This is a genomic window from Micromonospora sp. NPDC007220 (genome assembly GCF_040634035.1).
Lineage (GTDB): Bacteria > Actinomycetota > Actinomycetes > Mycobacteriales > Micromonosporaceae > Micromonospora > Micromonospora reichwaldensis.
Genome location: NZ_JBEYEU010000004.1, coordinates 348026 through 372678 on the forward strand (window position 1 = coordinate 348026; position 24653 = coordinate 372678).

Consider the following 24653-nt stretch of genomic DNA (forward strand, 5'->3'; position numbering starts at 1 on the left):
GGTGGCCGGTACCGACGCCGGCGTTCCTAGACTCGCTACCCATGCCCGACCGTTCCGCCGCAGCTCAGGCGGCCTCTGACAGCCCGACCGTCGTCCAGGCGACGGCTGTCGGGCCAGCCGTCGTGCCGGCCGGTGCCGACGCACCGACGGTCGCCCAGGCACCGGTCGAGGCACCGACAGCGCCGCTGTCGGCGGTGGACGCTCCAACGGTCGGGTCGGCGGCGGACGCTCCGGCGGTGGACGCTCCGGCGGTCGGGTCGGCGGCCGACGCCCCGACCGCCGTCCACGCCGTCGCGCCCCCGCTCGCGCCGGTCTTCGTCGACCCGAGCGGGCGACGCCGGCGGCGCTGGCAGCGGCTCGCGTACGCCCTCGGGTCGGTCGGCGTGGCGTACACCGTCCTGGTCGGGGCGAGCTTCGCCGGGGGACCGGTGAGCCCGGAGAACGTCCTGCCCTTCGTCGAGTCCACCCGACGACCCTGGAGCCCGCCTCCGGCGCCCGCCAGCACGCCCGCCCCTGAGCCGACCGTCGGGCGGCCCGCGCCGGTCGTGCCCGGTGACCGGCCGACCCCGGGCCCGGTCACCCCGTCGGCGCCCCGGTCGTCCCCGCCCCCGGCGCAAGCACCCGCCAGCACGCCACCCGCCCCCGGCCGCACCACCCCGCCGCCGGTCTCACGGCCACCCGCGACCACCACCCCGCCCGCCCCGCCGGCCTCCGAGCCGCCACCCGTGGAACCGTCCCCGGACGTCGACCTGCCGCTGTCGCCCGCTCCCGTGGAACCGGACGACGATGCCTGACCGCTTCCGTCCGCGCCGGCCCCGGACGACCGCCCGCCGCCACGGCCGGGTCCGGCGGGTCGCGCCGCCGCCCAGTTGGACCGTGCTCGGCATGCTGCTCGTCGTCCTGGCCGGCGTGCTCTTCGTCGGGGCGTACGCGGACGCCGCCTTCGTGCCCGAGCGCCAGCCGGCCGGCGCCGGCCAGGACCGGGTGCCCGACGAGGTGGTGAACGGGGGACCGATCATCAGCGCCGGGGACGAGCGGACCCGTTCCTACCGGCTGCCGCCCCGCACCCTCTCGCTGACCTTCGACGACGGCCCGGATCCGAACTGGACCCGCGAGGTGCTCCGGGTGCTGGACGCCCACCAGGTGAGCGCCACCTTCTTCGTGCTGGGGGCGCAGGTCGCCCGGCATCCCGAGCTGGTGCGGGAGATGTCGGCGGCCGGGCACGAGATCGGGGTGCACACCTTCACCCATCCCGACCTGACCACCATGCCGGGCTGGCGGCGCCGCATGGAGTACGCCCAGACCCAGCTCGCGGTCGCCGGCGCGGCGGGCATCCGGAGCTCGCTGGTGCGGTTCCCGTACTCGTCGCACGCCGACGCGCTGAACGACCGGGACTGGCCGCTGGTCACCGAGGCCGGCGACCTGGGCTACCTGACGGTGCTCAATGACACCGACAGCCGGGACTGGGCGCTGCCGGGCGTCGAGCGGATCGTCGAGAACGTCACGCCGTCCGGGTACGCGGGCGCGATCACGCTGTGGCACGACGCCGGCGGCGACCGCTCGCAGACCGTCGAGGCGCTGGACCGGTTCATCCCGTTGATGAAGGCGCGCGGGTACCAGTTCGCCACCGTCACCGGCGGGCTGAACCAGGCGTTGGCCGACGCGGGGGTGCGGCACGAGGTGACCGGCAATCCGACCGCCTCCGCCGGGGAGCGGTTGCGGGGGCGGGTGCTGGTCTGGGCGGTGCGGGGCGCGGACCGGACGATGAGCGGCTTCGGGCTGATCTTCGTCGCCGTCGGGGTGCTCACGGTCGGGCGTACCGCGCTGCTCTTCCTGCTCGCCGGGCGGCACGCCCGGCGGCGGCGGGCCCGCGACTGGACCTGGGGGCCGCCGGTCACCGACCCGGTGTCGGTGATCGTCCCGGCGTACAACGAGAAGGAGGGGATCGCGGCGGCGGTCCGGTCGCTGGCCACCGGCGACCATCCCGGGGGGATCGAGGTCGTCGTCGTCGACGACGGCTCCACCGACGGCACCGCCGACATCGCCGAAGGGCTCGGCCTGCCGAACGTCCGGGTGGTCCGCAAGCCCAACGGCGGCAAGCCGAGCGCGTTGAACACCGGCGTCGCGCTGGCCCGGCACGACCTGATCGTGATGGTCGACGGCGACACCGTCCTCGAACCGGACGCCGTCCGACGGCTGGTGCAGCCGTTCGCGGACCCGCAGGTCGGCGCGGTGGCCGGCAACGTCAAGGTGGGCAACCGGGACAGCCTGATCGCCAAGTGGCAGCACATCGAGTACGTGATCGGCTTCAACCTCGACCGTCGCCTCTACGAGTCGATGCGCTGCATGTCGACGGTGCCGGGGGCCATCGGCGGCTTCCGGCGGCAGGCGCTGGTGTACGCCGGCGGGATGACCGACGACACCCTGGCCGAGGACACCGACATCACCATGGCGCTGGGCCGGGCCGGCTGGAAGGTGGTGTACGAGGAGACGGCGCGCGCCTGGACCGAGGCGCCGGCGACGATGGGGCAGCTGTGGAAGCAGCGCTACCGGTGGAGCTACGGCACCATGCAGGCGATGTGGAAGCACCGGCGGTCCCTGCTCGACCGGGGCGCGTCCGGCCGGTTCACCCGCCGCTGCCTGGCCTTCCTCAGCCTCTTCGGGGTGCTGCTGCCCCTGCTGGCGCCGGTGATCGACCTGCTGGCCCTGTACGGGTTGTTCTTCCTGGACCGCACCGCCACGGCCGTGGCCTGGCTGGCCATGCTCGGGTTGCAGACGCTGACCGCCGTGGTGGCGTTCCGGCTGGACCGGGAGAAGCTGGGCGTGCTGTGGGTGCTGCCGCTCCAGCAGTTCGTCTACCGGCAACTGATGTACCTGGTGATGCTCCAGTCGGTGGTCACCGCGTTGACCGGCGGCCGGCTGGGCTGGCAGAAGCTGCGGCGCACCGGCCTGGCGCCGGCCGAACGCGGCGGCACGGCCTGACCGGGTCCGCCGGCCGGGCCGACCGGCCTGGCGGGGCTGAGCAGGCGGGCGGCGGGGCTGGCCGGCCCGCCAAGGTCGGTCGGGTCAGCCGGCGCGCCGGGCCAGACCGAGGGCGTACTCGGGCCACCAGACGCCGCTGTCCGGCTCCCCGGGGCGGCAGGCGCCGTCGGACTCGCCCGGGTACTTGACCCAGAGCAGCGCGTCCACCCGGGGCAGGCCGGGATCGGCCGTCGGCTCCTGACCGAGCGACCGTCCCGGCGGATTGCACCAGCTCGGCGCGCCGTCCACGGTGGCACCCGCGTGGGGGCCGTTGCCGTTGCGGCTGGTGTCGACGACGAAGCGGGTGCCGCCGCCGAGGGCGTCGGAGATGCGGTGGCCGTAGCGGACGTTCTGCGCGGTGCCGAAGAAGTTGGCCACGTTGAGCGCGAAGCCGTCGGCCTCGCCGACCCCCGCCCGGTCGAGCGCCGCCGTGAGCGCGGCGACGTCGGAGATCCAGCCGGGGTGCCCCGCGTCCACGTAGACCCGGGCGCTGCCGGTGCTGCGGAGCACGGTGACGGCGTCCCGTAGCAGCGTGAGCCGCCCGTCGGGGTCGCGGACGCAGCCCCGTACGGCGTCCGGCACCGCCCCGGGTTCGAGGACCACGGTGACCGGCCGGCCCTCGACGCCCGCCGTGAGGTCGCGGATCCAGCGCTGGTACTCCGCCGGGCCGCTGGCCCCGCCGGTGCCCTGGCGGGCGCAGTCGCGGTCCGGGATGTTGTGCACGACCAGCACCGGCGTCTGGCCGGCGAGCGCCGCCTGCCCCAGGTACGCGTCGACCTCGTCGCGGACCGCCGGCCCGCCGGTCAGCCACTTCGCGCTGGGTCGCGCGCCGATCCGGCGCAGCGCCGCCGCGTCGGCGGTCCGGCCCAGCGCCTCCCGCCGGTCCGCCTCCGCCTCCGCAGGGTTCCCCGGGGCGACGTAGAAGACCGGGGGCGGGGCCGCCGCGGGGGACCCGGCGGCGCTCCCCGGCACCGGCCCGGGGCGGCGTCGGGGTTCCGCGCCGCAGCCCGAGAGCAGCAGCGCCACGGCGGCGCCCGCCGCCAGGGCCGACCGGCGTACGGGCGAGCGGCGGGAGCGGTTCGGTGGCGGCATCGGGGACGTCCGTTCCTCCGGGGCGGTCCGGCTCAGTCCTCGTCCTCGTCGTCCAGGCGGGCGAGCCAGGTGGCGAAGCGCTCGATCGGGGTCTCGAACTCGGGGTTCAGGTCCACGAAGTCGCGTAGGCGCTCGCCGAGCCACTCCATGCTGACCTGTTCGCCGCCCCGGCGCTCGACGAGCTCCTCGATTCCACGGTCGGTGAAGTACATGCTGTCGGTCCCTCTTCGTCGCTGTGCTGGGTGGGCCGTGGTGCCGCCGGGGCCTGCCGGCGGCGGGAGCCGGGACGCCGACCGGGGCAGAGCCGTCGTCGTGACGGTCCCTGCCCCGGTCGGCGGTGCTGTCAGGTCACGGGCGGGGCAGGGCCGCCTCGATCAGCGCGGTCTGCTCGACCTCGTGCATCTTCGCCGAGCCGACGGCCGGGGCGGCGGCGGCCGGGCGGGAGATCCGGCGCAGCCGTACGTCCGACAGGTGCTCCAGCAGGTTGAGCGCGACGAACGACCAGGCGCCCTGGTTGGCCGGCTCCTCCTGCACCCAGGCGAAGTCCTCCGCGTTCGGGTACGCCGCGAGGGCGGCCCGGATCTCCTCGACCGGCATCGGGTAGAGCTGCTCGATCCGGATGATCGCGGTGTCGGTGACGCCCCGCTCGGCGCGGGCCTGGAACAGGTCGTAGTAGACCTTGCCCGAGCAGAGCAGCACCCGCTTCACCTGCTCCGGCGCCGGAGAGCCCGAGTCGGGCAGCACCGGCTGGAAGGTGCCGGTGGTGAAGTCCTCGACCGGGGAGACGCAGAGCTTGTGCCGCAGCAGCGACTTCGGCGTGAACACCACCAGCGGCTTGCGCTTCGGCGACAGCGCCTGGCGGCGCAGCAGGTGGAAGTAGTTCGCCGGGGTGGTCGGGATCGACACCCGCATGTTGTCCTCGGCGCACATCTGGAGGAACCGCTCCGGGCGACCGGAGGTGTGGTCCGGGCCCTGGCCCTCGTGGCCGTGCGGCAGCAGCAGGGTGACGGCGGAGCGCTGGCCCCACTTCACCTCGCCGGAGGAGATGAACTCGTCGATCACCGACTGGGCGCCGTTGACGAAGTCGCCGAACTGCGCCTCCCAGGCGACCAGCGCGTTGATGTTCTCCACCGAATAGCCGTACTCGAAGCCCATCGCCGCGTACTCGCTGAGCAGGGAGTCGTGCACGAAGAACCGGGACCGCTCGCCGTCGCCGGTCAGCGACTGCAACGGCAGGTAGTCGTCGCCGGTCTGGGCGTCGACCACGGAGGCGTGCCGCTGGACGAAGGTGCCCCGGCGGGAGTCCTGCCCGGCGAGCCGGACGGTGACCCCGTCGTGCAGCAGCGAGCCGAACGCGATGATCTCGCCGAAGCCCCAGTCGATGTTGCCCTCGACGGACATCTTGGCCCGCCGGTCGAGCAGCTGCTGGATCCGCTTGTGCGGGGTGAAGCCCTCCGGCAGGTTGACGTGCGCCTCGCCGACGGCCTTGACGACGGCCGCGTCGGTGGCGGTCTCCACCTGCGGCTCCGGCTCGTCCTCCCGCTTCGGGCGGCTGAGCTGCCGCGGCGTGGTGGCCGCGTCGCGGGTGGCCTTGAAGACCCGCTCCAGCTGCGACTGGTAGTCGCGCAGCAGCTCCTCCGCGTCCTCCACGGTGATGTCGCCGCGCCCGATCAGCTCCTCGGTGTAGAGCTTCCGGACGGACCGCTTCGAGTCGATGATCTTGTACATCTGCGGGTTGGACATCGACGGGTCGTCGCCCTCGTTGTGCCCGCGCCGGCGGTAGCAGACCATGTCGATGACGACGTCCTTGTTGAACGCCTGCCGGTACTCGAAGGCCAGCCGGGCGACCCGGACCACGGCCTCGGGGTCGTCGCCGTTGACGTGGAAGATCGGCGCCTGGATCATCCGGGCGACGTCCGTGCTGTAGAGGCTGGAGCGGCTGTACTCCGGGGCGGTGGTGAAGCCGACCTGGTTGTTGACCACCACGTGGACGGTGCCGCCCGTGCGGTAGCCGCGCAGCTGCGAGAGGTTGAGGGTCTCGGCGACCACGCCCTGGCCGGCGAAGGCGGCGTCACCGTGCACCGCCAGCGGCAGCACGGTGTAGCCCTCCAGCTTGAGGTCTATCCGGTCCTGCTTGGCCCGGACGATGCCCTCCAGCACCGGGTCGACGGCCTCCAGGTGCGACGGGTTCGCCACCACCGAGACCTTGACCGCGTGGTCGCCGTCGGGCGTGGTGAACTTGCCGTTCTGGCCCAGGTGGTACTTCACGTCGCCGGAGCCCTGGGTGGAACGCGGGTCCAGGTGCCCCTCGAACTCCGAGAAGATCTTCTCGTACGGCTTGCCGACGATGTTGGCCAGCACGTTCAGCCGGCCACGGTGGGCCATGCCGATGACGACCTCGTCCAGCCCGCCCTCGGCGGAGGCCTCCAGCACCTCGCCGAGCAGCGGGATCAGCGACTCGCCGCCCTCCAGCGAGAAGCGCTTCTGCCCGACGTACTTGGTCTGGAGGAAGGTCTCGAACGCCTCGGCGGCGTTGAGCCGGTTGAGCACGTGCTTCTGCTCGTCGGCCGACGGCTTCTCGTACTTGCGCTCGATCCGTTCCTGGATCCAGCGCCGCTCCTCCGGGTCCTGGATGTGCATGTACTCGATGCCGACGCGCCGGCAGTACGAGTCGCGCAGCACGCCGAGGACGGCGCGCAGCTTCATCCGCTGCTTGCCGGCGAAGCCGTTGACCGGGAACTCGCGGTCGAGGTCCCAGAGGGTCAGCCCGTGCTGGAGCACGTCCAGGTCGGGGTGCTTGCGGATCTTGAACTCGAGCGGGTCGGTGTCGGCCATCAGGTGGCCGCGCACGCGGTACGCGTGGATCAGCTCGTGCACCCGGGCGGTCTTGTTGATCTGGCCCTCGTTGTTGACCGCGACGTCGCGCATCCAGCGCACCGGCTCGTACGGGATGCGCAGCGAGGTGAAGATCTGGTCGTAGAAGCCGTGCTCACCGAGCAGCAGCTCGTGCATGACCTTCAGGAACTCGCCGGACTGGGCGCCCTGGATGATCCGGTGGTCGTACGTGCTGGTGAGGGTGATGACCTTGCTGACGGCCAGCTCGGCCAGGGTGGCCTCGGACATGCCCTGGTAGGGGGCCGGGTACTCCATCGCGCCGACGCCGATGATGGCGCTCTGCCCCTGCATGAGGCGCGGCATCGAGTGCACGGTGCCGATGCCGCCGGGGTTGGTCAGCGAGATCGTGGTGCCGGAGTAGTCGTCCATGGTCAGCTCGTTGCGGCGGGCACGCCGGACCACGTCCTCGTACGCCTGCCAGAACTGCCGGAAGTCCATCTGCTCGCACGCCTTGATGGAGGGGACCACCAGGTTGCGGCTGCCGTCCGGCTTGGCCAGGTCGATCGCGATGCCCAGGTTGACGTGCTCCGGCCGGACCATGACCGGCTTGCCGTCGACCTCGGCGAAGGAGTTGTTCATCTCCGGGTGGGCGACCAGGGCCCGGACCATCGCGTAGCCGATGAGGTGGGTGAAGCTGACCTTGCCACCGCGCCCACGGGTGAGGTGGTTGTTGATCACGATGCGGTTGTCGACCAGGAGCTTGGCCGGGACGGCGCGCACGCTGGTGGCGGTCGGCACGGCCAGCGAGGCGTCCATGTTCTGGACGATCTTCGCGGCCACGCCGCGCAGCGGGGTGGTCTGCGGACCGGTGGCGGTCGGCTTGGTGGCCGCGGGCTTGGCGGGAGCCGCCTTCGCGGGCGCCGGCTTGGCCGGGGCGGCCTTGGCGGCGGGCTTCTCCGGCTTGGTCTCCGGCTTGGTCTCGGGCTTCTTCTCCGCCGGCTTCTTCTCCGTCGGCTGCGCGACCGCGGTGGCCGCCTCCTGCTGGCCGGCGGGCTCCGGCTTGGCGGCCGGCTTCGGGGCCTGCTCAGTTCCGCGCGGCTTCCCGGCGCCGGGCGCCGGGCGGTAGTCCGCGAAGAAGTCGTGCCAGGCCGAATCGACGCTGGTGGGGTCGGCGAGGTAGCGCTGGTACATCTCCTCGACGATCCACTCGTTCGGACCGAAACCCGCCAGTGGGTTCTCCTGCGAAGTCTGCTGGGTCGACACGGCCGGTAATCGCCTCTTTCACGCGGGTTTGTGTGTCACGCGGTGTCCGGTGTCGCCCTGCCTTCGAGCGCGCACGAGACGGCTCCCAGGCTACGCCGTACGGATGCCACAGGCATTTCCGCCTCCGACCCGTGGCCCGTTTCACAGAAGATGCCAGAAGTTCACCAAACGCTGCGTGTGCGGCCGGCTGCTGGTAAGGCCCGATGTGGCGGCCGGCCCCATGTCGAACGGCGGCGGGGGTGGTGCTCGGCACCACCCCCGCCGCCTGCGCCCGGACCGTCAGGAGATGTCGCGCCGCCGGGTGATGAGCACGCCGACGACCCCGCTCACCACCGCGTAGCCGATCAGCACGAGCGCGCCGACCCACCAGGCGGGGGTGAAGTCGGTCTGGCCCTCGCTGACCATGACGGTCGAGGCGATGGCGGGCCAGATCACCTGCCACTTGACCACGGCCTCGCTGTTGAGCAGGTTCGACAGCAGCATGAACAGCAGCCCCACCACCTGCGTGCCGACGAGGTAGAGCACCGCGGCGGTGATCACCGCGCCGAGCTGGTTGGTGATCAGCGTGCCGATGCCGATGCCGAGGACCGTCCAGATCGCGTACGCCAGCAGGTTGAGCAGCAGCGCCCGCTGCACGGCCCACTCGCCGAGCAGGGTGCCGTGGCCGTTGGCCGACAGGAACACCGCCCCGGCGGCCAGGTCGATCAGCGTGGTCACCAGCCAGAAACCGATGCCCAGCAGGCTGGCCGCGACCAGCTTGCTGAGGATCACCGATGTGCGCCGCGGTGTGGCCAGGAACGTGGTGGTCGCCGTCTGGTGGAAGAACTCGTTGGTGACCATCAGGATGCCGATCAGCATCACGAACATCAGGCCCAGGTACTGCCCGGAGGTGTACAGGTTCGCGGCCTGCGCCGCCGCGGAGGCCTGGTCGCCGGTGACGCCCAGTTCCTCGGCGTTGCCGTTCAACGTCTCGTTGGCGACCCAGGCGTTGAAGGCGAAGGCCAGCGCGATCGACAGGAACGCGGCGATGGCCAGCCACCACCAGGTGCTGGTGGTGCGGATCTTGAGAAGCTCGGACCGGACGAGGTTCATCGGATGCCCGCCTTTCCGGCCGTCAGCTCCAGGAAGACCCGTTCGAGGTCGGGCCGTTCCGTGGTCAGTTCATGCAGTTCGACGCCGGCCGTCAGGGCGACCCGGCCCACGGTCGGGGCGTCCACCCCGCCCACCAGCAGGACGCCGTGCTCGTCGACGTCGACCGTCGCCGGACCCTCCTTGAGGGCGGCGGTCAGCGCGTCGGCCTGCGGGGTGCGGACGCGGACCCGTACGCCCTGCGCCATCGAGCCCATGACCTGCTCGACCGTGCCCTGGCGGACCAGCTGCCCGGCGGCGATGATCACCACGTCGTCGGCGAGCAGCTGCATCTCCGACAGCAGGTGGCTGGAGACCAGCACCGTGCGGCCCTCGTGCGCGAGGTTCTTGAGGAAGCCGCGCATCCACCGGATGCCCTCCGGGTCGAGCCCGTTGGCGGGCTCGTCGAGGATCAGCACGCGGGGGTCGCCGAGCATCCCGGCGGCGATGCCGAGCCGCTGCTTCATGCCGAGCGAGTAGCCCTTGAACTTGCGCTTCGCCGCCGGAGTGAGCCCGACCTGCGCCAGCGCCTCGTCGGCCCGGTGCTTCGGCAGGCCGGCCGCCGCGGCGATCACCCGCAGGTGGTTGATGCCGGTGCGGCCCTTGTGCGCGCTGGACGCCTCCAGCACGGCGCCGACGTGCCGCAGCGGGTCGGTCAGGTCGGCGTAGCGCCGCCCGCTGATGGTCGCCGTCCCGCTGGTCGGCGTGACCAGGTTCAGCAGCATCCGCAGCGTGGTCGTCTTGCCGGCGCCGTTGGGGCCGAGGAAGCCGGTCACCCGCCCCGGTTCGACGGTGAACGACAGATCGTTGACGGCCCGGACGTTCTTGTACTGCTTCGTCAGGCCGGACACCACGATCTGACCGTCACCGGTGGGGCTTCTCTGCCCGTCAGTCATTGCTCTCCTTCGTGCGGTGGCGTCGGGGTACGCCGTGACACAGCGTGGCGGGCGGGCGCAACCAGGTCAATCAGGCGCACTTCCGAGATCCACCTCCGCCTCAGGCAGGAGGCCCTCATCCCCAGGAACGATTATCCGATGTCGTCGGCCACGGCGATCCAGGTTGCCCGGGCCCAGGCCAGGAGAGCGCCGTCGGGTCCGTACAGGCTGGTGTGCACGAGCGCCTTGCGGCCCTCGCCGCCGACCATGACGCCGGTCACCACGCACTCGTCGCCCGGCTCCGGCAGCGCCGCGACCACCGCCGCGATCCGGCCCAGGACGTACGGCCGGCCGGGGGCGATCACGGCCCAGCCGCCGGGGCAGTCCAGCGCGGCCCAGACGGTGGCGGTCGTGACCGACGCGGGCACCCGGAACGGCGCGGCGGTGCGGCCGTCCGGCAGCCGCCCCGGAAAGATCCGCAGCCCGTCGGCGCGGTCCGGACCGCAGACGTAGCAGCCCGGGAAGGGGTGGTCGACCAGCCCGGGGTACGCCGCCGAGGCGGCCCGCGCGGCCGGCAGGTCCACCGGCGGCACCACCGCCCGGGGGTCCTCCGTGGGGCGGACCTGGGCGACGAGGTTGCCCTGCGGGTCGCGGACCTCGCCGTCGACGAGAGTGAGCGGGGTCTCCAGCGGGGGAGGGCGACGCAACGTCACCTCGACCGGCCCGGGGCCGGCGGCGCCGGCGAGGACCCCGGCGCTCCAGCCGCCGTTGCCCGAGCCGGGCGGCCCGTTGAAACGCGACTCGATGATCATGAGACACCTCCGACCGCGACGCCCGGCCCCGTCGCCGGTGCGCCCCCGGCAGCCTCGCACGCCGTCGACCCCGGTGTTCGTCCGGTGCTGTGCCACTGTGGGGCCGTGCCCAGTCCTCACCTGCCGGCCGGCCCGACCCGCGAGGCGGCCCGGCGCCGGCTCCGCTCGCTCGCCGGCTGGGAGCTGCTGAACGTTCCCCTACAGGCGTGGGTGTGGTTCCAACTGGTGGGCCTGCCGCCGACGGCGGCGAACCTCGCCGGCTTCGGGGCGTTCGCGGCCCTGCTCGTGGTGGGCGCGGCCTACTGGGCGCTCAAGCTCCGGCAGTTGCGCCGCGGGGAGCCGCGCCTGCCCGGCCGGCGCCACTTCGGCACCGCCCGCGCCGCCCTGCCGATCCTCCTGGCCGTCGTGATCATCGCCTGTGCCGTGGCCGCCGTGCGGACGCCCGGCGCGCGGTCGTACCCGGGGCTGGCCTTCGGGCTCTTCGCCGCGCTCGAATACGTCAACTATTTCCACGTGCAGCTCATGCACGACAACCGGGCCGACCTGCGGCGCCTGGTCACGGTGGGGTTCCGGCGCTCGCATCTCGCCCGGGACCTGCGCGCCAACCGCTGAGACGAGCGCCGACCTCGCCGCGGTCGTCGCCCGACACCGGCACGGGCCGTTCACCTCATCGACACCCCTCACCCCGCCGGCCGGCAACCCGGGCCGCCTACACAGGTCCCATGGCCGTTCTGCACGCCGCTGGCGCACCCCTGACGACCAGCGGTTACACCCTGCTGATCGCCGACGACCCGAGCGAGGTCGCGGCCGCGCAACGCCTCCGTCACGAGGTGTTCGCCACCGAACTCGGCGCCACCCTGCGCCCGGGGGCCGCCGGGCTCGACGTCGACGACCTCGACGCGTACTGCGACCACCTGATCGTCCGGCAGGAGGGCACCGGCGAGGTGGTCGGCACGTACCGGCTGCTCCCGCCGGGCCGCACCGAGCGGCGGTACGCCGCGACCGAGTTCGACCTCACCGGGCTCGACCCGCTCCGCGACGACCTGGTCGAGGCCGGCCGGTCCTGCGTACACCCCGATCACCGCTCCGGCGCGGTGATCAACCTCATGTGGGCCGGCATCGTCCGCTACCTGCACCTGCGCGGGTCGCGTTGGCTCGGCGGCTGCGCGTCGGTGCCCGTTGCCGACGGGGGCGGGACCGTCGCGCGGGTGTGGGACGAGGTCGCGGCCCGGCACCTGGCCCCGCCGCGGCTGCGCGTACGGCCGAGGCGCCCCTGGTTCGCCGAGCCGGACGGGCTCGTCGGGCCGGCGGCGGCCGACGGCCCGGCCGCGCGGGCCACCGTTCCGCCGCTGCTGCGCGGCTACCTGCGCCTCGGGGCCTGGGTCTGCGGCGAGCCGGCGTACGACCCGGACTTCGGGGTGGCCGACTTCTACGTGCTCTTCTCCCTGGACCGGATGAACCCCCGTTACCTGCGGCACTTCCTCGGCGGGGCCGAGCGGTGAGCATCGCCGGACGCCTCTGGCTGCCCGCCTCGGGGTGCGGGCCCACCTGCCTTCCGGCGGCCGGCGAGGCGCCGGCCGTGTCGCCCGTCCGGCGGGCGGGCCGCACCCTCGCCGTCCTCGGGACGCTGTCGGCGGGGACGGTGCTGGCGGTGCTGCTGCCGGTGCTGCCGGCCGGGGACCGGGCGGCGGCCCTGCGTGGTTGGGCCCGGTGGACGCTGCGCGCGTTCGGCGTGCGCCTCGTGGTGCGCGGCCGGCCGCCCCGGCGGCCGGCGCTGCTGGTCGCCAACCATGCCTCCTGGCTGGACGTGCTCGCGCTGCTGGCCGTCGCGCCGGCCCGGATGGTGGCCAAGCGGGAGGTCCGGTCCTGGCCGCTGGTCGGGCTGCTCGCGGCGGCGGCCGGCACCGTCCTGGTCGACCGGGCCCGCCCCCGCGCCCTGCCCGCGACGGTGGCCCGGGTCACCGCCGCGCTGCGCGCCGGCAGCCCGGTGGCGGTCTTTCCGGAGGGTACGACCTGGTGCGGCACCGCCGACGCGATCGGCTGCCGCCCCGGCCGGGGGTTCCGTCCGGCGCTGTTCCAGGCGGCGATCGACGCCGGGGCGCCGGTGGTGCCACTGCGGATCGGCTACCGGTGGGCCGCGACCGGCGTGCCGACCACGGCCGCCGCATTCGTCGGGGACGACGACCTGCTGCGCTCGGTGGGCCGGGTGCTCGCCGCCCGGGACCTGGAGGTGCGGGTGAGCGTCTCCGCCGCCCTGCATCCCGCCCGGGACGCCGACCGGCGGCTGCTCGCCCGGGCGGCCGAGTCGGTCGTGCACGTCCCCGCTGCCGCCGTCGGGAGGGCGCCGGCGGGATACGCGGCATGAAGTCGGGGGGAGGAGCGGGTCAGCCGACCGGGCCGATCCGCCTGGCCAGGCCGACGAACGACTGCCACGCCCGGGAGTCGAAGTGGAGGGTGCCGCCCTCGCGGTCCTTGGTGTCGCGTACCAGCACGACGCCCGGCAGGTTGTCCGCGACCTCGACGCAGGCTCCGCCGTTGCCGCCGGATCTCGTCGACTTACGCCACCGCGGGGTCATCACGTCCATGACTTCGCCACCTCCTTGATCAGCACGGTCGACTGCCGGCGGGGGAGGGCCTCGTTCCGCACGATCTCCCACGTCCTGGCCAGCCTAGCAACATCGGTGGATGCGTCGACGATCTGCGCGCTGAGCTGATTGTCGGCGTAAGTGACCCGGGTGCCGTCCGGCAGCTCGGCGATGATGAACTGGCCGGCCAGTCCGAGATACATGCCGGCGTCGGCCGGGACGACGTGGAGCTGCACGTGTTCCTGCGTCGCGAGGGCCACCAGGTGATCGAGCTGCTCGGCCATGAGCCCCGGCTGGTCGAGCACCGGCCGGCGCAGCACGGCCTCGTCGACGACGGCGATGAGCTGGGGTGGCCGCTCCCGGCCGAGGATCGCCTGACGCTCCAGCCTGGACGCGACGATCCGCTCGACCTCGTCGGCCGTGAACCGGCCCCCCGCCAGCGTGGCGCGGGCGTAGCGTTCGGTCTGGAGCAGGCCCGGCACGTACGCCAGCTCGAACCAGCGCAACGTCGCCGCCTCCCGCTCGAACTCGATCCACTCCCGCAGCCAGGCCGGCGTGGCGTCCAGCCGGGCCAGCTCACGGAGCATCCGGCCGAACCGCTCGCCCGTGTCGTGCTGGTCGTCGATCGCCTTCATGTACTCCCGGGTCGGCGGGCGACCGCCCGTCTCGACGGAGCTGACGTGCGACCCGGAGTAGCCGATCGTCCTGCCGAAGTCGTCCTGGCTCAGGCCGAGCTGAGCGCGGAACGTGCGTAGCTCACCCAGCACGTAGTTGGTGGCGGTGCCCATCGATTCCCCACATTCTGCTCGGTCCCGTCGGCGTGTCTCCCGTGCCCGCTCGACCGGCTCGTTGACCTGCGCGGATGCGGCGAGCATGTGTCGACGGTAGTGGTGTCCTCACCAGACTGTCACCACGCGGACCCGTTCGCCGTCGTCGAGGACGTGGGCGGGTCCTGCCGGGGCCGCCCCGCTTTCCCGTGGCGGGGCGGCCCACCTCGACAGCGGGGTGGGGGAGAAAGTGGGTCACCGTGGAGGCTGGCACCGGAGTCGGTGCGGACGGCACTGCGCCTGCCCGAACTGCGCGGAACGGCGGGAGATCCGGAGCCGGCGGCCGAAGCCCGCTCCGGCACCGCACCCGCCGCCCCGCCCGGGCAGGCCGGCTCCGTACATCCCCGGCCCCATCGGGCCCTTCGTGCCGCCGTCGGTCGGGCCGAGGGCGAACGACGCGACCGAGATCCTGTGGTACGGCGCGGCCGATCTCGCCGCCGCCGGGCACCTCGACCCCCGCGGCGGCCCCACCCCTCGGGCCATGTTCGACCGCTTCGTGGCCTGGGGCCCGTACCGCCGGCCGCTCGTGGAACCGGTGCCGTGAGGCCGTCACGCCGGCGCTTGTCATATCGCGATGTATCGCGTTAGTGTCCTGCCATCCGACGTGCCGGCGACGCGGCACGCCGTGGAGGGAGGACCGATGACCGACTGGACCGTGCACGCCCCGCAGCGGATCACCCTGGACGGGCCCGTCGGCCGACTCGACGTCCACCTGCTCAGCGGTCGCCTCAACGTGGTGGCCACCGATGGGCCGCCCCGGGTCGACATCACCCGGGTCGGCCGCCGGCCGGTCCTGGTGGAGCATCGCGACGGCCGGCTCTCCGTACGCCAGCAGCGACGCTGGCGGCTCGCGGACCACATCTTCTGGCTGGGCCCGCTGTCCCGGCTGCCCCGGGTCGACGTCTCCGTCGCGGTCCCGGCCGACGTGCTGGCCGACCTGGAGTTGGTGGAGGGTTCGCTGGTCGCGTCGGGCCTGCGCGGCAAGACCCGGGTGGAGGTGACCTCGGGCCGGATCGCCCTGATGGGCCTTCACGGCCGGACGTCGGCGAAGACCATGGCGGGCCCGGTCGAGGCGCTGGGGGTGGCCGGCGACCTGGACCTGGAGACCGTCGCGGGAGAGGTGACCCTCGCCGACAGCGCGGCCGGGCGGGTCCGCGCGCACACCGTCTCCGGGGCCATCACCTGCGACCTGGACAACCCCCGCCGCAGCGACATCCGGCTCAGCACGGTCTCCGGCAGCATCACCGTCCGGGTCCGCGCGGACAGCGACCTGGCCGTCCGCCTGCACACCACGTCGGGCCGGATCACCAGCGGCTTCCCCGAGGTGCGGGGCAGCGCCGTCCCCGGGTCCGTGGTGGACAGCGAGGGCGTGCTCGGCGCGGGTGAGGGTAGGCTCTCCGCGTCCGCCACGTCGGGCAGCATCGCGCTGCTCGCCCGCCCGGTGGACGACGACGAGGAGGAGCTGCCGTGACCGCCGTGTTCAGTCACGGGCGGCTCCGGCTCTACCTGCTCAAGCTCCTCGACGACGGCCCGAAGCACGGCTACGAGCTGATCCGCCTGCTGGAGGAGCGCTTCCTTGGCCTCTACGCGCCCAGCGCCGGCACCATCTATCCCCGGTTGCAGCGGCTGGAGGCCGACGGCCTGGTCACCCACACCGCCGCCGGCGGCCGGAAGGTCTACGAGATCACCGAGGCGGGCCGGGCCGAGCTGCGGCAGCGGGCCGGCGAGCTCACCGCCCTGGAGTCGGACATCGCCGCCTCCGTGGAGGACCTGTCAGCCCTGGCCGGAGAGATCCAGAACGAGGTACGCGGCTCCGTCCGCGACCTGAAGCGGGAGCTGCGCGAGGCGGCCCGGCAGACCCGTCGTCCCCGCTGGGCGCCCCCCGGCGCCGGCCCGACGCCCGCCCCCGCCCCGTCGCCCGTACCCCCCGCCGGCCCGTCGCCCGCGTTCGGCGCGTCGTCGGAAGCCGGGCCGGCGTCCGCGTCCACCGCCACGCTGGCCGAGTTCGACCAGCGGCTGGCGACCTTCGCCGTCGAGGTGGGCGCCCTGGTCCGGGCCCGCCGGCTCAGCGACTCGCAGCTACGTACGGCCATCCGGCTGCTCGACGGCGCGCTGGACGGGCTGCGCCGGCTGCTGCGCTGAGCCCGACGCCGCCTCACAGCTACTTTCCAGCGAGTGCCCAGCGCGGACGCAGCGAGAGCGCGGATGATGGGCGGCATGGCCGCTACCCAGACCGAGGCGCGACTGCTCGTCGTCGAGGACGATCCCAACATCCTCGAACTGCTCTCCGCGAGTCTGCGCTTCGCGGGCTTCGACGTGGCCACCGCGACGAGCGGCAGCGCCGCTCTCAACGCCGCCAAGGACCACCGGCCCGACCTGGTGGTGCTCGACGTGATGCTGCCCGACCTGGACGGCTTCGAGGTCATCCGGATGCTGCGCGAGGGCGGCACCCGTACGCCGGTGGTCTTCCTCACCGCCCGTGACGCGACCGACGACAAGATCCGGGGGCTGACCCTGGGCGGGGACGACTACGTCACCAAGCCGTTCAGCCTGGAGGAGCTGACCGCCCGGATCCGGGCGGTGCTGCGGCGGACCAGCAGCGGCGAGCAGACGCCCTCCCGGCTCACCTTCGCCGACCTGGAGCTGGACGAGGAGACCCACGAGGTGCACCGGGCCGGCCAGCGGGTGCAGCTCTCACCGACCGAGTTCAAGCTGCTGCGCTACCTGATGCTGAACGCCAACCGGGTGCTGTCCAAGGCGCAGATCCTCGACCACGTGTGGAACTACGACTTCCGGGGCGACGACAACATCGTCGAGTCCTACATCTCCTACCTGCGCCGCAAGGTGGACAACACCCAGCCCCGGCTGATCCACACCCTCCGAGGCGTCGGCTACGTCCTGCGCAAGCCGGCGGCGTGAACCCCCTCGACCAGGGCAAGGCGCGGCTGCGCAGCGTCCCGCTGCGGGTCAAGCTGGTCGCCGCGGTGCTGGCCCTGGTCGCCGCCGCGCTCCTGGTGATCAGCTCCCTGACCACCTTCTTTCTCCGCAACTACCTGGTCGGCCAGGTGGACGGCCAGATCAAGTCGGCCAGCCAGGGGCTCGGGCAACTGCTGCCCGGGCTCCGCAGCGGCAGGGTCGAGGCGATGCTGCCCAGCAGCTACGTCGTTTCGCTCGCCGACGAAAATCAGGTGTACGGGACGGTCTACGACGACATCAGCCTCAACCCCGAGCAACTGCCCAGTTTTCCCAGCGACCGGAGCGGATTCATCGCGCTGGAGGGCAAGCCCCGCACCGTCGTGTCCCAGGACGGTCGCACTCGCTGGCGGGTGGTCTACGCGGGACAGAAGGACGGCTCGGTGCTGGCCGTGGGCCAGCCGCTCACCCAGGTGGATCGCGCCGTGAAGCAGCTGGTCTGGATAGACCTGCTGGTCGGCGGCGCGGTGCTGGTCCTGCTCGCCTCCATCGGCGCGGCGATCGTCCGGACCAGCCTGAAGCCGCTGGTGGAGATAGAGCGTACGGCCGCCGCCATCGCCGGTGGCGACCTCACCCGGCGGGTGCCCGACCCGGAGCAGGGGCAGCCCGTCCCCACGTCCGAGCTGGGGCGGCTCTCTCGGGCGTTGAACGCCATGCTGAACCAGATCGAGGTCGCCTTCACCGCGCGGGCCGCCTCGGAGTTGGCCGCCCGGTCCGCCGAGGCCGCCGCCCGGGAGGCGGCCGGCTCGGCGCGGGCCTCCGAGGCGCGGGCCCGCCGCTCCGAGGAGCGGATGCGGCAGTTCGTCGCGGACGCCTCGCACGAGCTGCGGACGCCGCTGACCACCATCCGGGGCTTCTCAGAGCTGTACCGGCAGGGCGCGGCGAGCGCGCCGGAGCAGACCGCCGACCTGCTGCGCCGCATCGAGCAGGAGGCGGCCCGGATGGGCCTGCTGGTGGAGGACCTGCTGCTGCTCGCCCGGCTGGACCGGGAGCGACCGCTCTCCCTCGCCCCGGTGGAACTGCCCGTGCTGGCCAGCGAGGCGGTCGAGGCCGCCCGGGCGGTGGCGCCCGAGCGCCGGATCGAGCTGGAGGTCACCCCCGGCTCCGGTCCGCTGGTCGTCTACGGCGACGACGCCCGGCTGCGCCAGATCATCGGCAACCTGATGACCAACGCGCTCACGCACACCCCGCCGGAGGCCTCGGTGACCCTGCGGATGCGCGCCGAGCCCGGGAACCTGGCCGTGGTCGAGGTGGCGGACACCGGTCCCGGGCTCAACCCGGAGCAGGCGGAGCGGGTCTTCGAGCGCTTCTACCGGGTGGACGCGGCGCGTACCCGGCGGGCCGGCGGCAACACCGGCACCGGCCTCGGCCTGGCCATCGTCGCGGCGCTGGTGCGCGCCCACCACGGCACCGTCGAGGTGGCCGAGACTCCCGGCGGGGGAGCGACCTTCCGGGTCCGGCTCCCTCTCGTGCCGGACGACGAGGGCGATGGCGAGTGACTTTCAGCCAACATTCAGGTGCGTTCCAGGCGGATCGCAGTGGTGCGCGTCAAGGTGGAGACATGACCGAGCACGAGTCCGACCCGCAGCGCCGGCCGGCCCACCCCGACGCCGAGCCGTCGCACCCCACCGCCGAGCTGCCGCGTGCCGAGCGCGCGCAGTCCGACTCCGCCCCCGGCGGTGACTCCGCCCCGACCGTCGGCCTGACCACCGTGCCCGGCGGCGACCCCGCCCCGGCCGCCGGTGACTCCACCCCGACCGTCAGGTTCGGCACTGCGCCCGGCGGCGACACCGGCCCGGCCGCCGGTGGCTCCGCCCCACTTGGCGGCGAGGCGCCGCGTACCGCCGGGTCGGGCCCGGCCGCCGACGGCCCGCCGGCCGGCGACGGCGGCCCGCGCGCCGCCGAGCCGGCCCGCGCCCCCGACGGTGCCGGTCCGCTCGACCGACCCACCCCGCCCGGCCCCTTCGCGCCCGCCCCGGCCGTTGCGCAGCACCCGGCCGCCGGCCAGCCCCAGCCGGCTCATCCGCAGGCCGCCGGCCAGCCCGGTCACCCGCACGCGGCGGGTCAGCCCGGCTACCCGCAGGTCGCGGGTCAGCCCGGCTACCCGCAGGTCGCGGGTCAGCCCGGCTACCCGCAGGTCGCGGGTCAGCCCGGCTACCCGCAGGTCGCGGGTCAGCCCGGCTACCCCCAGGCCGCCGGGCAGCAAGGTCACCCGCAGTCCGGCTACCCGCAGGCTTCTGGCGCGCCCTGGTACGGCCAGCAGTCCGGCTGGAGCGGCGGGGGACAGCCGGGACAGCCGGGACAGCCGTACGGTCACCAGCCGCACCCCTCCGGCCAGCCCGTCCCGCCCTGGGCGGCCCCGCAGACGGCGGGCCCCCGGCCAAGCCGGATCGCCAAGTTCGCCGGCGCCGGGGTGGCGGTCTTCGCGCTGATGCTCGGCTCGGGCGTCGCCGGCGGGGCGCTCGCGCTCGCCGTCGACGGCGACTCGGGCATCACCCGCACCTACTCCGCCGCGCCGATCATCAACGGCGCCGACCTGCCCCGGATCGCCGCCGCAGTGCAGCCCAGCGTCGTCTCGATCGGCACGGACAACGGCGAGGGCTCCGGCGTGATCCTCACCGCCGACGGCTTCGTGCTCACCAACAACCACGTGGTCGCCTCCGCCACCGACGGCAAGGCCGTGGTGACCTTCGCCGACGGCAAGACCGCCGAGGCCAAGATCGTCGGCACCGACCCGAAGACCGACCTCGCGGTGGTCAAGGCCAACGGCGTCAGCGGCCTCAAGGCCGCCACCTTCGGAGACAGCGACGCCATGCAGGTCGGCGACCAGGTGCTCGCCCTCGGCAGCCCGCTGGGCCTCCAGGGCTCGGTCACCGCCGGCATCCTCAGCGCCCGGGACCGCACCATCCAGGCGGGCAGTGGGCAGCAGCGGCAGGACCCGGCGCAGGGGGCCAGCTCGATCGCGGGGCTGCTCCAGACCGACGCGCCGATCAACCCGGGCAACTCCGGCGGCGCACTGGTCAACACCAGGGGCGAGGTGATCGGCATCAACACCGCGATCGCCACCGCCGGGCAGGGCAGCAGCGGCAACATCGGCGTCGGCTTCGCCATCCCCAGCAACAAGGCCAAGGACGTGGCCGGCAAGCTCCAGCGGGGCGAGAAGGTCAGCCACCCGTCGCTCGGGGTCAGCGTGACCCCCGCCGAGGGCGGCGGAGCCCTGGTCGCCGCCGTCACGCCGGGCAGCCCCGCCGAGAAGGCCGGCCTGCAGCGCGGCGACGTGGTCACCCGGTTCGGCGACAAGGCCGTCAACGACTCGGACGACCTGGTCGGCGCCGTGCAGGCCGGCAAGGTCGGCGACCGGGTCGAGGTGACCTACAAGCGCAACGGCACCGAATCCCGGGCGACCGTGACGCTCGCCGAGACGTCGTAACCGGCAACCGAAGACATTCCTCCTCCCTCCGGGCGGCGGGTGGCGGGGCCAAGGGGGTTGGCTCCGTCACCCGTCGCTCCCTCTGACGGCGGTTCACCCGGTGCGGGTGAGCCGCCGTCACCCGTCGCGCCGGGATCGTCGGCAGTCAGGACCGGCGAGGCGTACGGAGGGTGCGATGACCACGGCAGCGGCCGTTCGGACCGACGAGCGGATCCAGCGGGACGTGCTCGACGAACTGGGCTGGGACGCCCAGGCGCAGCCGAACGAGATCGGGGTGACCGTCCACGACGGCGTGGTCACCCTGACCGGCTGGGTCGACGGATACGCGCGGAAGTGGGCGGCGCGGCGCTGCGCGCAGCGCGTACGAGGGGTGCGGGCGGTCGCCGACGACGTCGAGGTGCGCCTGCCCGGCGAGCCGGGGCGTACGGACGCCGAGATCGCGATCGCGGCGGGCCGGGCGCTGGAGTGGGACAGCTTCGTCCCCGCCGAGCGGCTGGACGTCACCGTGGCCAACGGCTGGGTGATGCTCCGTGGCGAGGTGGAGTTCGGCTGGCAGCGGCGCACCGCCGAGCGGGAGTTGCGCCGGCTGCGGGGCGTACGCGGGGTGACCAACCTGGTCGAGGTGCGCCCCGTCGCCCGTACCGACAGCGAGCGGCTCCGGCGCGACCTCCAGCGGGCGCTGGGGCGCGGCATCGGCACGGAGCGGGTGACCGTCGAGGTGGACGGGGACACGGTCGTGCTGACCGGGGTGGTGCGCTCCTGGTGGGAAAGGGACGAGGCGGAGCGGGTGGCCTGGTCCGGCGAGGGGGTACGGGCGGTGCGGGAGCAGCTCCTCGTGGGCGGGTGACCGCCCGGATCGTCCCGTTTAGTGGCGCCGCCGCCGGGAACCCGTCGTCGATCCCGCCCGCCCAGCGGGCACCGGTCGCGGCGGGGCCGGTCCGGTGATGCCACAGCAGTGACCGAGGGGGAGGAATCCGTGGCCGTGAACCATCCGTCGCCCGACCGATCGGCACCGCGGCCGTTGCGGATCGCGATGGTGGTGCCGCCGTGGCTGTCGGTGCCGCCGCCCGGCTACGGCGGGCTGGAACAGGTGGTGACCGGCCTGGTGGAGACGCTGGTCGACCGGGGTCACGCGGTCACCGTGTTCGGGGCGGGCCGGGAGCACGGGACCGCGGCGGCGTTCGTCTCCACGGTGCCCGAACTCCAGTTCGACCGGCTCGGCGAGGCGCTGCCCGAGCTGGCCCACCTGGCCCGGGTCAACCACCGGGTCCACGCCGGCGACTTCGACATCGTCCACGACCACACCACCATCGGCCCGCTGATCGCCGGCCACCGGGCCGTGCCCACCGTTGCCACCGTGCACGGCAACCCCGTGGGCGAGTACGGCGACGTGCTCAGCGAGACCGACAGGGGCGTCGGGCTGGTGGCCATCTCGCATGCCCAGCGCCGGCTCAACCCGCCGCTGCACTGGGTCGGTACGGTGCACAACGCGATGGACGTCCGGGGCATCCCGCACAAGACCGCCCCCGGGCGGGGGCCGGTGCTCTGGCTGGCCCGGTTCAGCCCCGACAAGGGCCCGGACGTCGCCATCCGGGCCTGCCGGGCCGCCGGCCTGCCGCTGGTGCTGGCCGGCAAGTGCAACGAGCCGGCCGAGCGCCGCTACTACGACCAGGTGGTCCGGCCCCTGCTCGGCGAGGACGTCCGGGTGGTGCTCGACGCCGACCGGGCCGAGGCGCTGCGGCTGCTGGTCGAGGCCCGGTGTTTGATCATGCCGATCCGGTGGGACGAACCGTTCGGCATGGTGATGGTGGAGGCGATGGCGACCGGGACACCGGTGGTGGCGCTGGACCGGGGGGCGGTGCCGGAACTCGTCCGACCGGGAAGGACCGGCCTGATCTGCGAGCACGTGGACGAGCTGCCGAGCGCCCTGCGCGCGGCGACGGGCATCGATCCGGCGGCCTGCGTCGCGCACGTGGCGGAGAACTTCTCCACCGGGCGGATGGCCACCGGCTACGAGGAGGTGTACCGCCGCTTCATCGCGGAGGCGGCGTCGCCCGAGGCGGCCCGGGCGCCGGTCCGGGCGCGGGCCCGCTGACCGCCGGCGGTCAGACCTGCGCCGCCCCGAGCGCGGTGATCGCGCTGTCCAGCCGGCGGGCGTACGCGTCGGTGAGGGCGCCCTCGCCGCGGCGGATCGCGACCTTCTCGCGGAGCCGGGCGATCCGCTCGCCCAGGTCGCCCGAGCGGGCGCGGGCCGCGTCGGTCAGGTTACGCAGCTCGTTGCGGAAGTCGAGGCCGACGTCGGGGCGGATCCCCCCGTCGTCGAGACCGGCGCCGATCAGCCCGTCGACCCGGTTGGCCGCCTCGATGAGGTCGCCGCGCTCCGGGGCCGTCGGGGTCGGCCGGGGCGCGACCGGCGACGCGGACGTCGGGGTCGGGGAGGCCGCCGGGGGTGGTGCGGCGTTGGCCGTGGGCGTGGGGGAGGGCGGCGGGTCGGACGGGCCGGTGCTGGGCAGCGCCCGGGGTGGGCTCGGCTCCTCCTGACGGATCGCAGGCACGGCCAGGGCCACCCCCACGAGCAGTACGACCGGCACGATCAGCACCGGGCGCGGCAGGCGGCGCCGACGGCGCTCCCGGGCGTGCCGGGCGCTGCGCGGCTCGGACCCACCGCCCGGCCCTTCCGCGCCCGGTCCTTCCGTGCCCGGCACCGCTCCGTCACCCGGCACCGTCCCGCCCCCAGGGGTCGGGGTGGCCGGCTGGGCGGGCAGGGTCGGGAGGGTGACCGTCGGCGCGAGCATGGTGGCGGCCTGCGGATCGGCGGGGAGCAGTTGGTCGCGCAGGAGGGTGGCGACCTGGCGGGCGGTGGGCCGCGCCAGCGGGTCCCGCTCCAGGCAGCGCAGGCAGGTGCGGGCGACCTCCGTCGGCAGGCCCGGCAGGTCGGCCAGCGAGGGCGGGCCCTCCCCGGCGAGCGCCTCGCTGAGCTGCTCCCAGGTGTCCGCCGGGTACGGCACCCGACCGGTCAGCGCCTCGTAGAGCAGCACGCCGAGGGAGTACACGTCGGTGGCCGGCTGGGCGGGTGCCCCGTCGAGCCGTTCCGGCGCCACGTACGCGGGCGTGCCGAAGGTGCCCCCGTCCTCGTCGTCGTCCGGCGCGCCGATCCGGGTGGCGATGCCGAAGTCGAGCACCTTGACCCCCGCCCGGGTCATCATCACGTTGGCCGGGGTGATGTCACGGTGCACGATGCCGAGCCGGTGCGCGGCGGCGAGCGCGTCCGCCACCTGGGCGGCGACCTCGACCGCCTCGGCCCACGGCAGCGGCCCCTCGGTGAGCCGGACCTCCAGCTCCTCGCCGGCCAGCAGCTCCATCACCACGAACGAGGTGATCGACCCGTCGGGCGCGACGGTCTCGCCGTAGTCGTGCACCGACGTGACGTGCGGGTGGACGAGCTGGGCGGCGGCGCGGGCCTCCTCGCGGACCATGTCGCGGAAGCGGGCGTCGGCGGCGAGCGACGGGGCGAGCACCTTCAGCGCCACGATCCGGTCGAGCACCTCGTCGCGCGCCCGCCAGATCACCGACATGCCGCCGGCGCCGATCTGGTCGACGAGCCGGTACCGGCGGGCCAGCAACCGGCCGGGGTGCAGTGCTGGCTTCACGGAACGCACCTGCCTCGCTGTGGGAGCGCTATCAGGTTGCGCGAATGTGTCGGGCCTGTCAACGGTCGACTACCTTCCGGGACCGGGGCCGCGTCGGCCGTGCCCGTGCCGGGGCCGCCCTCGGCCGCCGCCGGGCCGCCCCTCGGCCGCCGCCGGGCCGGC

22 protein-coding genes are annotated in these 24653 nt (G+C 74.0%); 13 read left to right on the plus strand and 9 right to left on the minus strand.

Going from position 1 to position 24653, the window contains the following annotated elements; all coding sequences use genetic code 11:
- The first annotated feature begins 41 nt into the window (after window positions 1-41).
- Both ABZ573_RS12195 and ABZ573_RS12200 read left to right on the plus strand, forming a co-directional pair.
- Window positions 42-794: a hypothetical protein gene (locus tag ABZ573_RS12195; protein ID WP_358117781.1), complete on the plus strand. Its 753-nt coding sequence runs from the start codon at window positions 42-44 to the stop codon at window positions 792-794.
- A complete protein-coding gene (locus ABZ573_RS12200; RefSeq protein ID WP_358117784.1) occupies window positions 787-2982 on the plus strand; it encodes a glycosyltransferase in 2196 nt (731 codons plus the stop codon). The genes ABZ573_RS12195 and ABZ573_RS12200 overlap by 8 nt, the downstream gene beginning before the upstream one ends.
- Before the next feature lie 84 nt (window positions 2983-3066).
- On the opposite strand, the gene ABZ573_RS12205 is transcribed toward ABZ573_RS12200, so the two are convergent.
- The 6 genes from ABZ573_RS12205 to ABZ573_RS12230 all read right to left on the minus strand — a co-directional run bounded on the left by ABZ573_RS12205 (window position 3067) and on the right by ABZ573_RS12230 (window position 11026).
- Window positions 3067-4113 carry a glycoside hydrolase family 6 protein gene (locus tag ABZ573_RS12205; protein WP_358117787.1) on the minus strand — a complete coding sequence of 349 codons (1047 nt, stop codon included), beginning with the start codon at window positions 4111-4113 and terminating at the stop codon, window positions 3067-3069.
- A 32-nt stretch (window positions 4114-4145) separates the two neighbouring features.
- Window positions 4146-4325: a DUF6104 family protein gene (locus ABZ573_RS12210; RefSeq protein WP_151456601.1), complete on the minus strand. Its 180-nt coding sequence runs from the start codon at window positions 4323-4325 to the stop codon at window positions 4146-4148.
- Window positions 4326-4461: 136 nt separating this feature from the next.
- Window positions 4462-8211: a multifunctional oxoglutarate decarboxylase/oxoglutarate dehydrogenase thiamine pyrophosphate-binding subunit/dihydrolipoyllysine-residue succinyltransferase subunit gene (locus tag ABZ573_RS12215; RefSeq protein ID WP_151456602.1), complete on the minus strand. Its 3750-nt coding sequence runs from the start codon at window positions 8209-8211 to the stop codon at window positions 4462-4464.
- A gap of 279 nt (window positions 8212-8490) precedes the next feature.
- Window positions 8491-9303, minus strand: a complete 813-nt coding sequence (locus ABZ573_RS12220) for an ABC transporter permease (protein ID WP_151456603.1) — start codon at window positions 9301-9303, stop codon at window positions 8491-8493.
- Complete coding sequence (locus ABZ573_RS12225; RefSeq protein WP_151456604.1) at window positions 9300-10235, minus strand: ATP-binding cassette domain-containing protein; 936 nt, start codon at window positions 10233-10235, stop codon at window positions 9300-9302. The genes ABZ573_RS12220 and ABZ573_RS12225 overlap by 4 nt, the downstream gene beginning before the upstream one ends.
- Window positions 10236-10366: 131 nt before the next feature.
- Window positions 10367-11026, minus strand: coding sequence for a hypothetical protein (locus ABZ573_RS12230; protein WP_358117794.1), 660 nt, complete (start codon window positions 11024-11026; stop codon window positions 10367-10369).
- Window positions 11027-11131: 105 nt separating this feature from the next.
- Here ABZ573_RS12230 and ABZ573_RS12235 point away from each other — a divergent pair, with 105 nt between their 5' ends.
- The 3 genes from ABZ573_RS12235 to ABZ573_RS12245 all read left to right on the plus strand — a co-directional run bounded on the left by ABZ573_RS12235 (window position 11132) and on the right by ABZ573_RS12245 (window position 13391).
- Window positions 11132-11638 (plus strand): hypothetical protein, encoded by a 507-nt coding sequence (locus ABZ573_RS12235; RefSeq protein WP_225852411.1) that lies wholly within the window; start codon window positions 11132-11134, stop codon window positions 11636-11638.
- A gap of 110 nt (window positions 11639-11748) precedes the next feature.
- Window positions 11749-12528, plus strand: a complete 780-nt coding sequence (locus tag ABZ573_RS12240; protein ID WP_358117798.1) for a GNAT family N-acyltransferase — start codon at window positions 11749-11751, stop codon at window positions 12526-12528.
- Entirely contained in the window at window positions 12525-13391 is an 867-nt protein-coding gene (locus ABZ573_RS12245) for a lysophospholipid acyltransferase family protein (RefSeq protein ID WP_327029486.1), read from the plus strand. The genes ABZ573_RS12240 and ABZ573_RS12245 overlap by 4 nt, the downstream gene beginning before the upstream one ends.
- A gap of 19 nt (window positions 13392-13410) precedes the next feature.
- On the opposite strand, the gene ABZ573_RS12250 is transcribed toward ABZ573_RS12245, so the two are convergent.
- Together ABZ573_RS12250 and ABZ573_RS12255 are read right to left on the minus strand one after the other, a co-directional pair.
- A complete protein-coding gene (locus tag ABZ573_RS12250) occupies window positions 13411-13611 on the minus strand; it encodes a DUF397 domain-containing protein (RefSeq protein ID WP_358117801.1) in 201 nt (66 codons plus the stop codon).
- Window positions 13602-14399: a helix-turn-helix transcriptional regulator gene (locus ABZ573_RS12255; protein WP_358117890.1), complete on the minus strand. Its 798-nt coding sequence runs from the start codon at window positions 14397-14399 to the stop codon at window positions 13602-13604. Before ABZ573_RS12255 ends, ABZ573_RS12250 begins: the two co-directional genes overlap by 10 nt.
- A 403-nt stretch (window positions 14400-14802) precedes the next feature.
- Between ABZ573_RS12255 and ABZ573_RS12260 the strand changes: the two genes are divergently transcribed.
- The 8 genes from ABZ573_RS12260 to ABZ573_RS12295 all read left to right on the plus strand — a co-directional run bounded on the left by ABZ573_RS12260 (window position 14803) and on the right by ABZ573_RS12295 (window position 22936).
- Complete coding sequence (locus tag ABZ573_RS12260) at window positions 14803-14982, plus strand: hypothetical protein (RefSeq protein ID WP_358117804.1); 180 nt, start codon at window positions 14803-14805, stop codon at window positions 14980-14982.
- 96 nt (window positions 14983-15078) lie between these two features.
- Window positions 15079-15909 (plus strand): DUF4097 family beta strand repeat-containing protein, encoded by an 831-nt coding sequence (locus ABZ573_RS12265; protein WP_358117807.1) that lies wholly within the window; start codon window positions 15079-15081, stop codon window positions 15907-15909.
- Window positions 15906-16580 (plus strand): PadR family transcriptional regulator, encoded by a 675-nt coding sequence (locus ABZ573_RS12270; protein ID WP_358117810.1) that lies wholly within the window; start codon window positions 15906-15908, stop codon window positions 16578-16580. Before ABZ573_RS12265 ends, ABZ573_RS12270 begins: the two co-directional genes overlap by 4 nt.
- A gap of 75 nt (window positions 16581-16655) precedes the next feature.
- On the plus strand, window positions 16656-17357 hold the full coding sequence (locus ABZ573_RS12275) for a response regulator transcription factor (RefSeq protein WP_151457730.1): 702 nt from the start codon (window positions 16656-16658) through the stop codon (window positions 17355-17357).
- Window positions 17354-18910 (plus strand): HAMP domain-containing sensor histidine kinase, encoded by a 1557-nt coding sequence (locus ABZ573_RS12280; RefSeq protein WP_358117813.1) that lies wholly within the window; start codon window positions 17354-17356, stop codon window positions 18908-18910. The genes ABZ573_RS12275 and ABZ573_RS12280 overlap by 4 nt, the downstream gene beginning before the upstream one ends.
- A 62-nt stretch (window positions 18911-18972) precedes the next feature.
- Entirely contained in the window at window positions 18973-20841 is a 1869-nt protein-coding gene (locus ABZ573_RS12285) for a trypsin-like peptidase domain-containing protein (protein ID WP_358117816.1), read from the plus strand.
- Between the two features lie 175 nt (window positions 20842-21016).
- A complete protein-coding gene (locus ABZ573_RS12290; protein ID WP_358117819.1) occupies window positions 21017-21688 on the plus strand; it encodes a BON domain-containing protein in 672 nt (223 codons plus the stop codon).
- A 186-nt stretch (window positions 21689-21874) separates the two neighbouring features.
- On the plus strand, window positions 21875-22936 hold the full coding sequence (locus tag ABZ573_RS12295; RefSeq protein WP_151457652.1) for a glycosyltransferase family 4 protein: 1062 nt from the start codon (window positions 21875-21877) through the stop codon (window positions 22934-22936).
- A 10-nt stretch (window positions 22937-22946) separates the two neighbouring features.
- Here the strand turns inward: ABZ573_RS12295 and ABZ573_RS12300 are convergent, their stop codons facing one another.
- Entirely contained in the window at window positions 22947-24491 is a 1545-nt protein-coding gene (locus tag ABZ573_RS12300; RefSeq protein WP_358117822.1) for a serine/threonine-protein kinase, read from the minus strand.
- Window positions 24492-24653 lie beyond the last annotated feature (162 nt).

Bases quoted from the DNA above. Each gene is read 5' to 3' on its own strand.
- ABZ573_RS12195 (WP_358117781.1), top strand. From the start codon at position 42: ATGCCCGACCGTTCCGCCGCAGCTCAGGCGGCCTCTGACAGCCCGACC.
- ABZ573_RS12200 (WP_358117784.1), top strand. From the start codon at position 787: ATGCCTGACCGCTTCCGTCCGCGCCGGCCCCGGACGACCGCCCGCCGC.
- ABZ573_RS12205 (WP_358117787.1), bottom strand. From the start codon at position 4,113: ATGCCGCCACCGAACCGCTCCCGCCGCTCGCCCGTACGCCGGTCGGCC.
- ABZ573_RS12210 (WP_151456601.1), bottom strand. From the start codon at position 4,325: ATGTACTTCACCGACCGTGGAATCGAGGAGCTCGTCGAGCGCCGGGGC.
- ABZ573_RS12220 (WP_151456603.1), bottom strand. From the start codon at position 9,303: ATGAACCTCGTCCGGTCCGAGCTTCTCAAGATCCGCACCACCAGCACC.
- ABZ573_RS12225 (WP_151456604.1), bottom strand. From the start codon at position 10,235: ATGACTGACGGGCAGAGAAGCCCCACCGGTGACGGTCAGATCGTGGTG.
- ABZ573_RS12230 (WP_358117794.1), bottom strand. From the start codon at position 11,026: ATGATCATCGAGTCGCGTTTCAACGGGCCGCCCGGCTCGGGCAACGGC.
- ABZ573_RS12240 (WP_358117798.1), top strand. From the start codon at position 11,749: ATGGCCGTTCTGCACGCCGCTGGCGCACCCCTGACGACCAGCGGTTAC.
- ABZ573_RS12250 (WP_358117801.1), bottom strand. From the start codon at position 13,611: ATGGACGTGATGACCCCGCGGTGGCGTAAGTCGACGAGATCCGGCGGC.
- ABZ573_RS12255 (WP_358117890.1), bottom strand. From the start codon at position 14,399: ATGGGCACCGCCACCAACTACGTGCTGGGTGAGCTACGCACGTTCCGC.
- ABZ573_RS12265 (WP_358117807.1), top strand. From the start codon at position 15,079: ATGACCGACTGGACCGTGCACGCCCCGCAGCGGATCACCCTGGACGGG.
- ABZ573_RS12275 (WP_151457730.1), top strand. From the start codon at position 16,656: ATGGCCGCTACCCAGACCGAGGCGCGACTGCTCGTCGTCGAGGACGAT.
- ABZ573_RS12285 (WP_358117816.1), top strand. From the start codon at position 18,973: ATGACCGAGCACGAGTCCGACCCGCAGCGCCGGCCGGCCCACCCCGAC.
- ABZ573_RS12290 (WP_358117819.1), top strand. From the start codon at position 21,017: ATGACCACGGCAGCGGCCGTTCGGACCGACGAGCGGATCCAGCGGGAC.
- ABZ573_RS12295 (WP_151457652.1), top strand. From the start codon at position 21,875: ATGGTGGTGCCGCCGTGGCTGTCGGTGCCGCCGCCCGGCTACGGCGGG.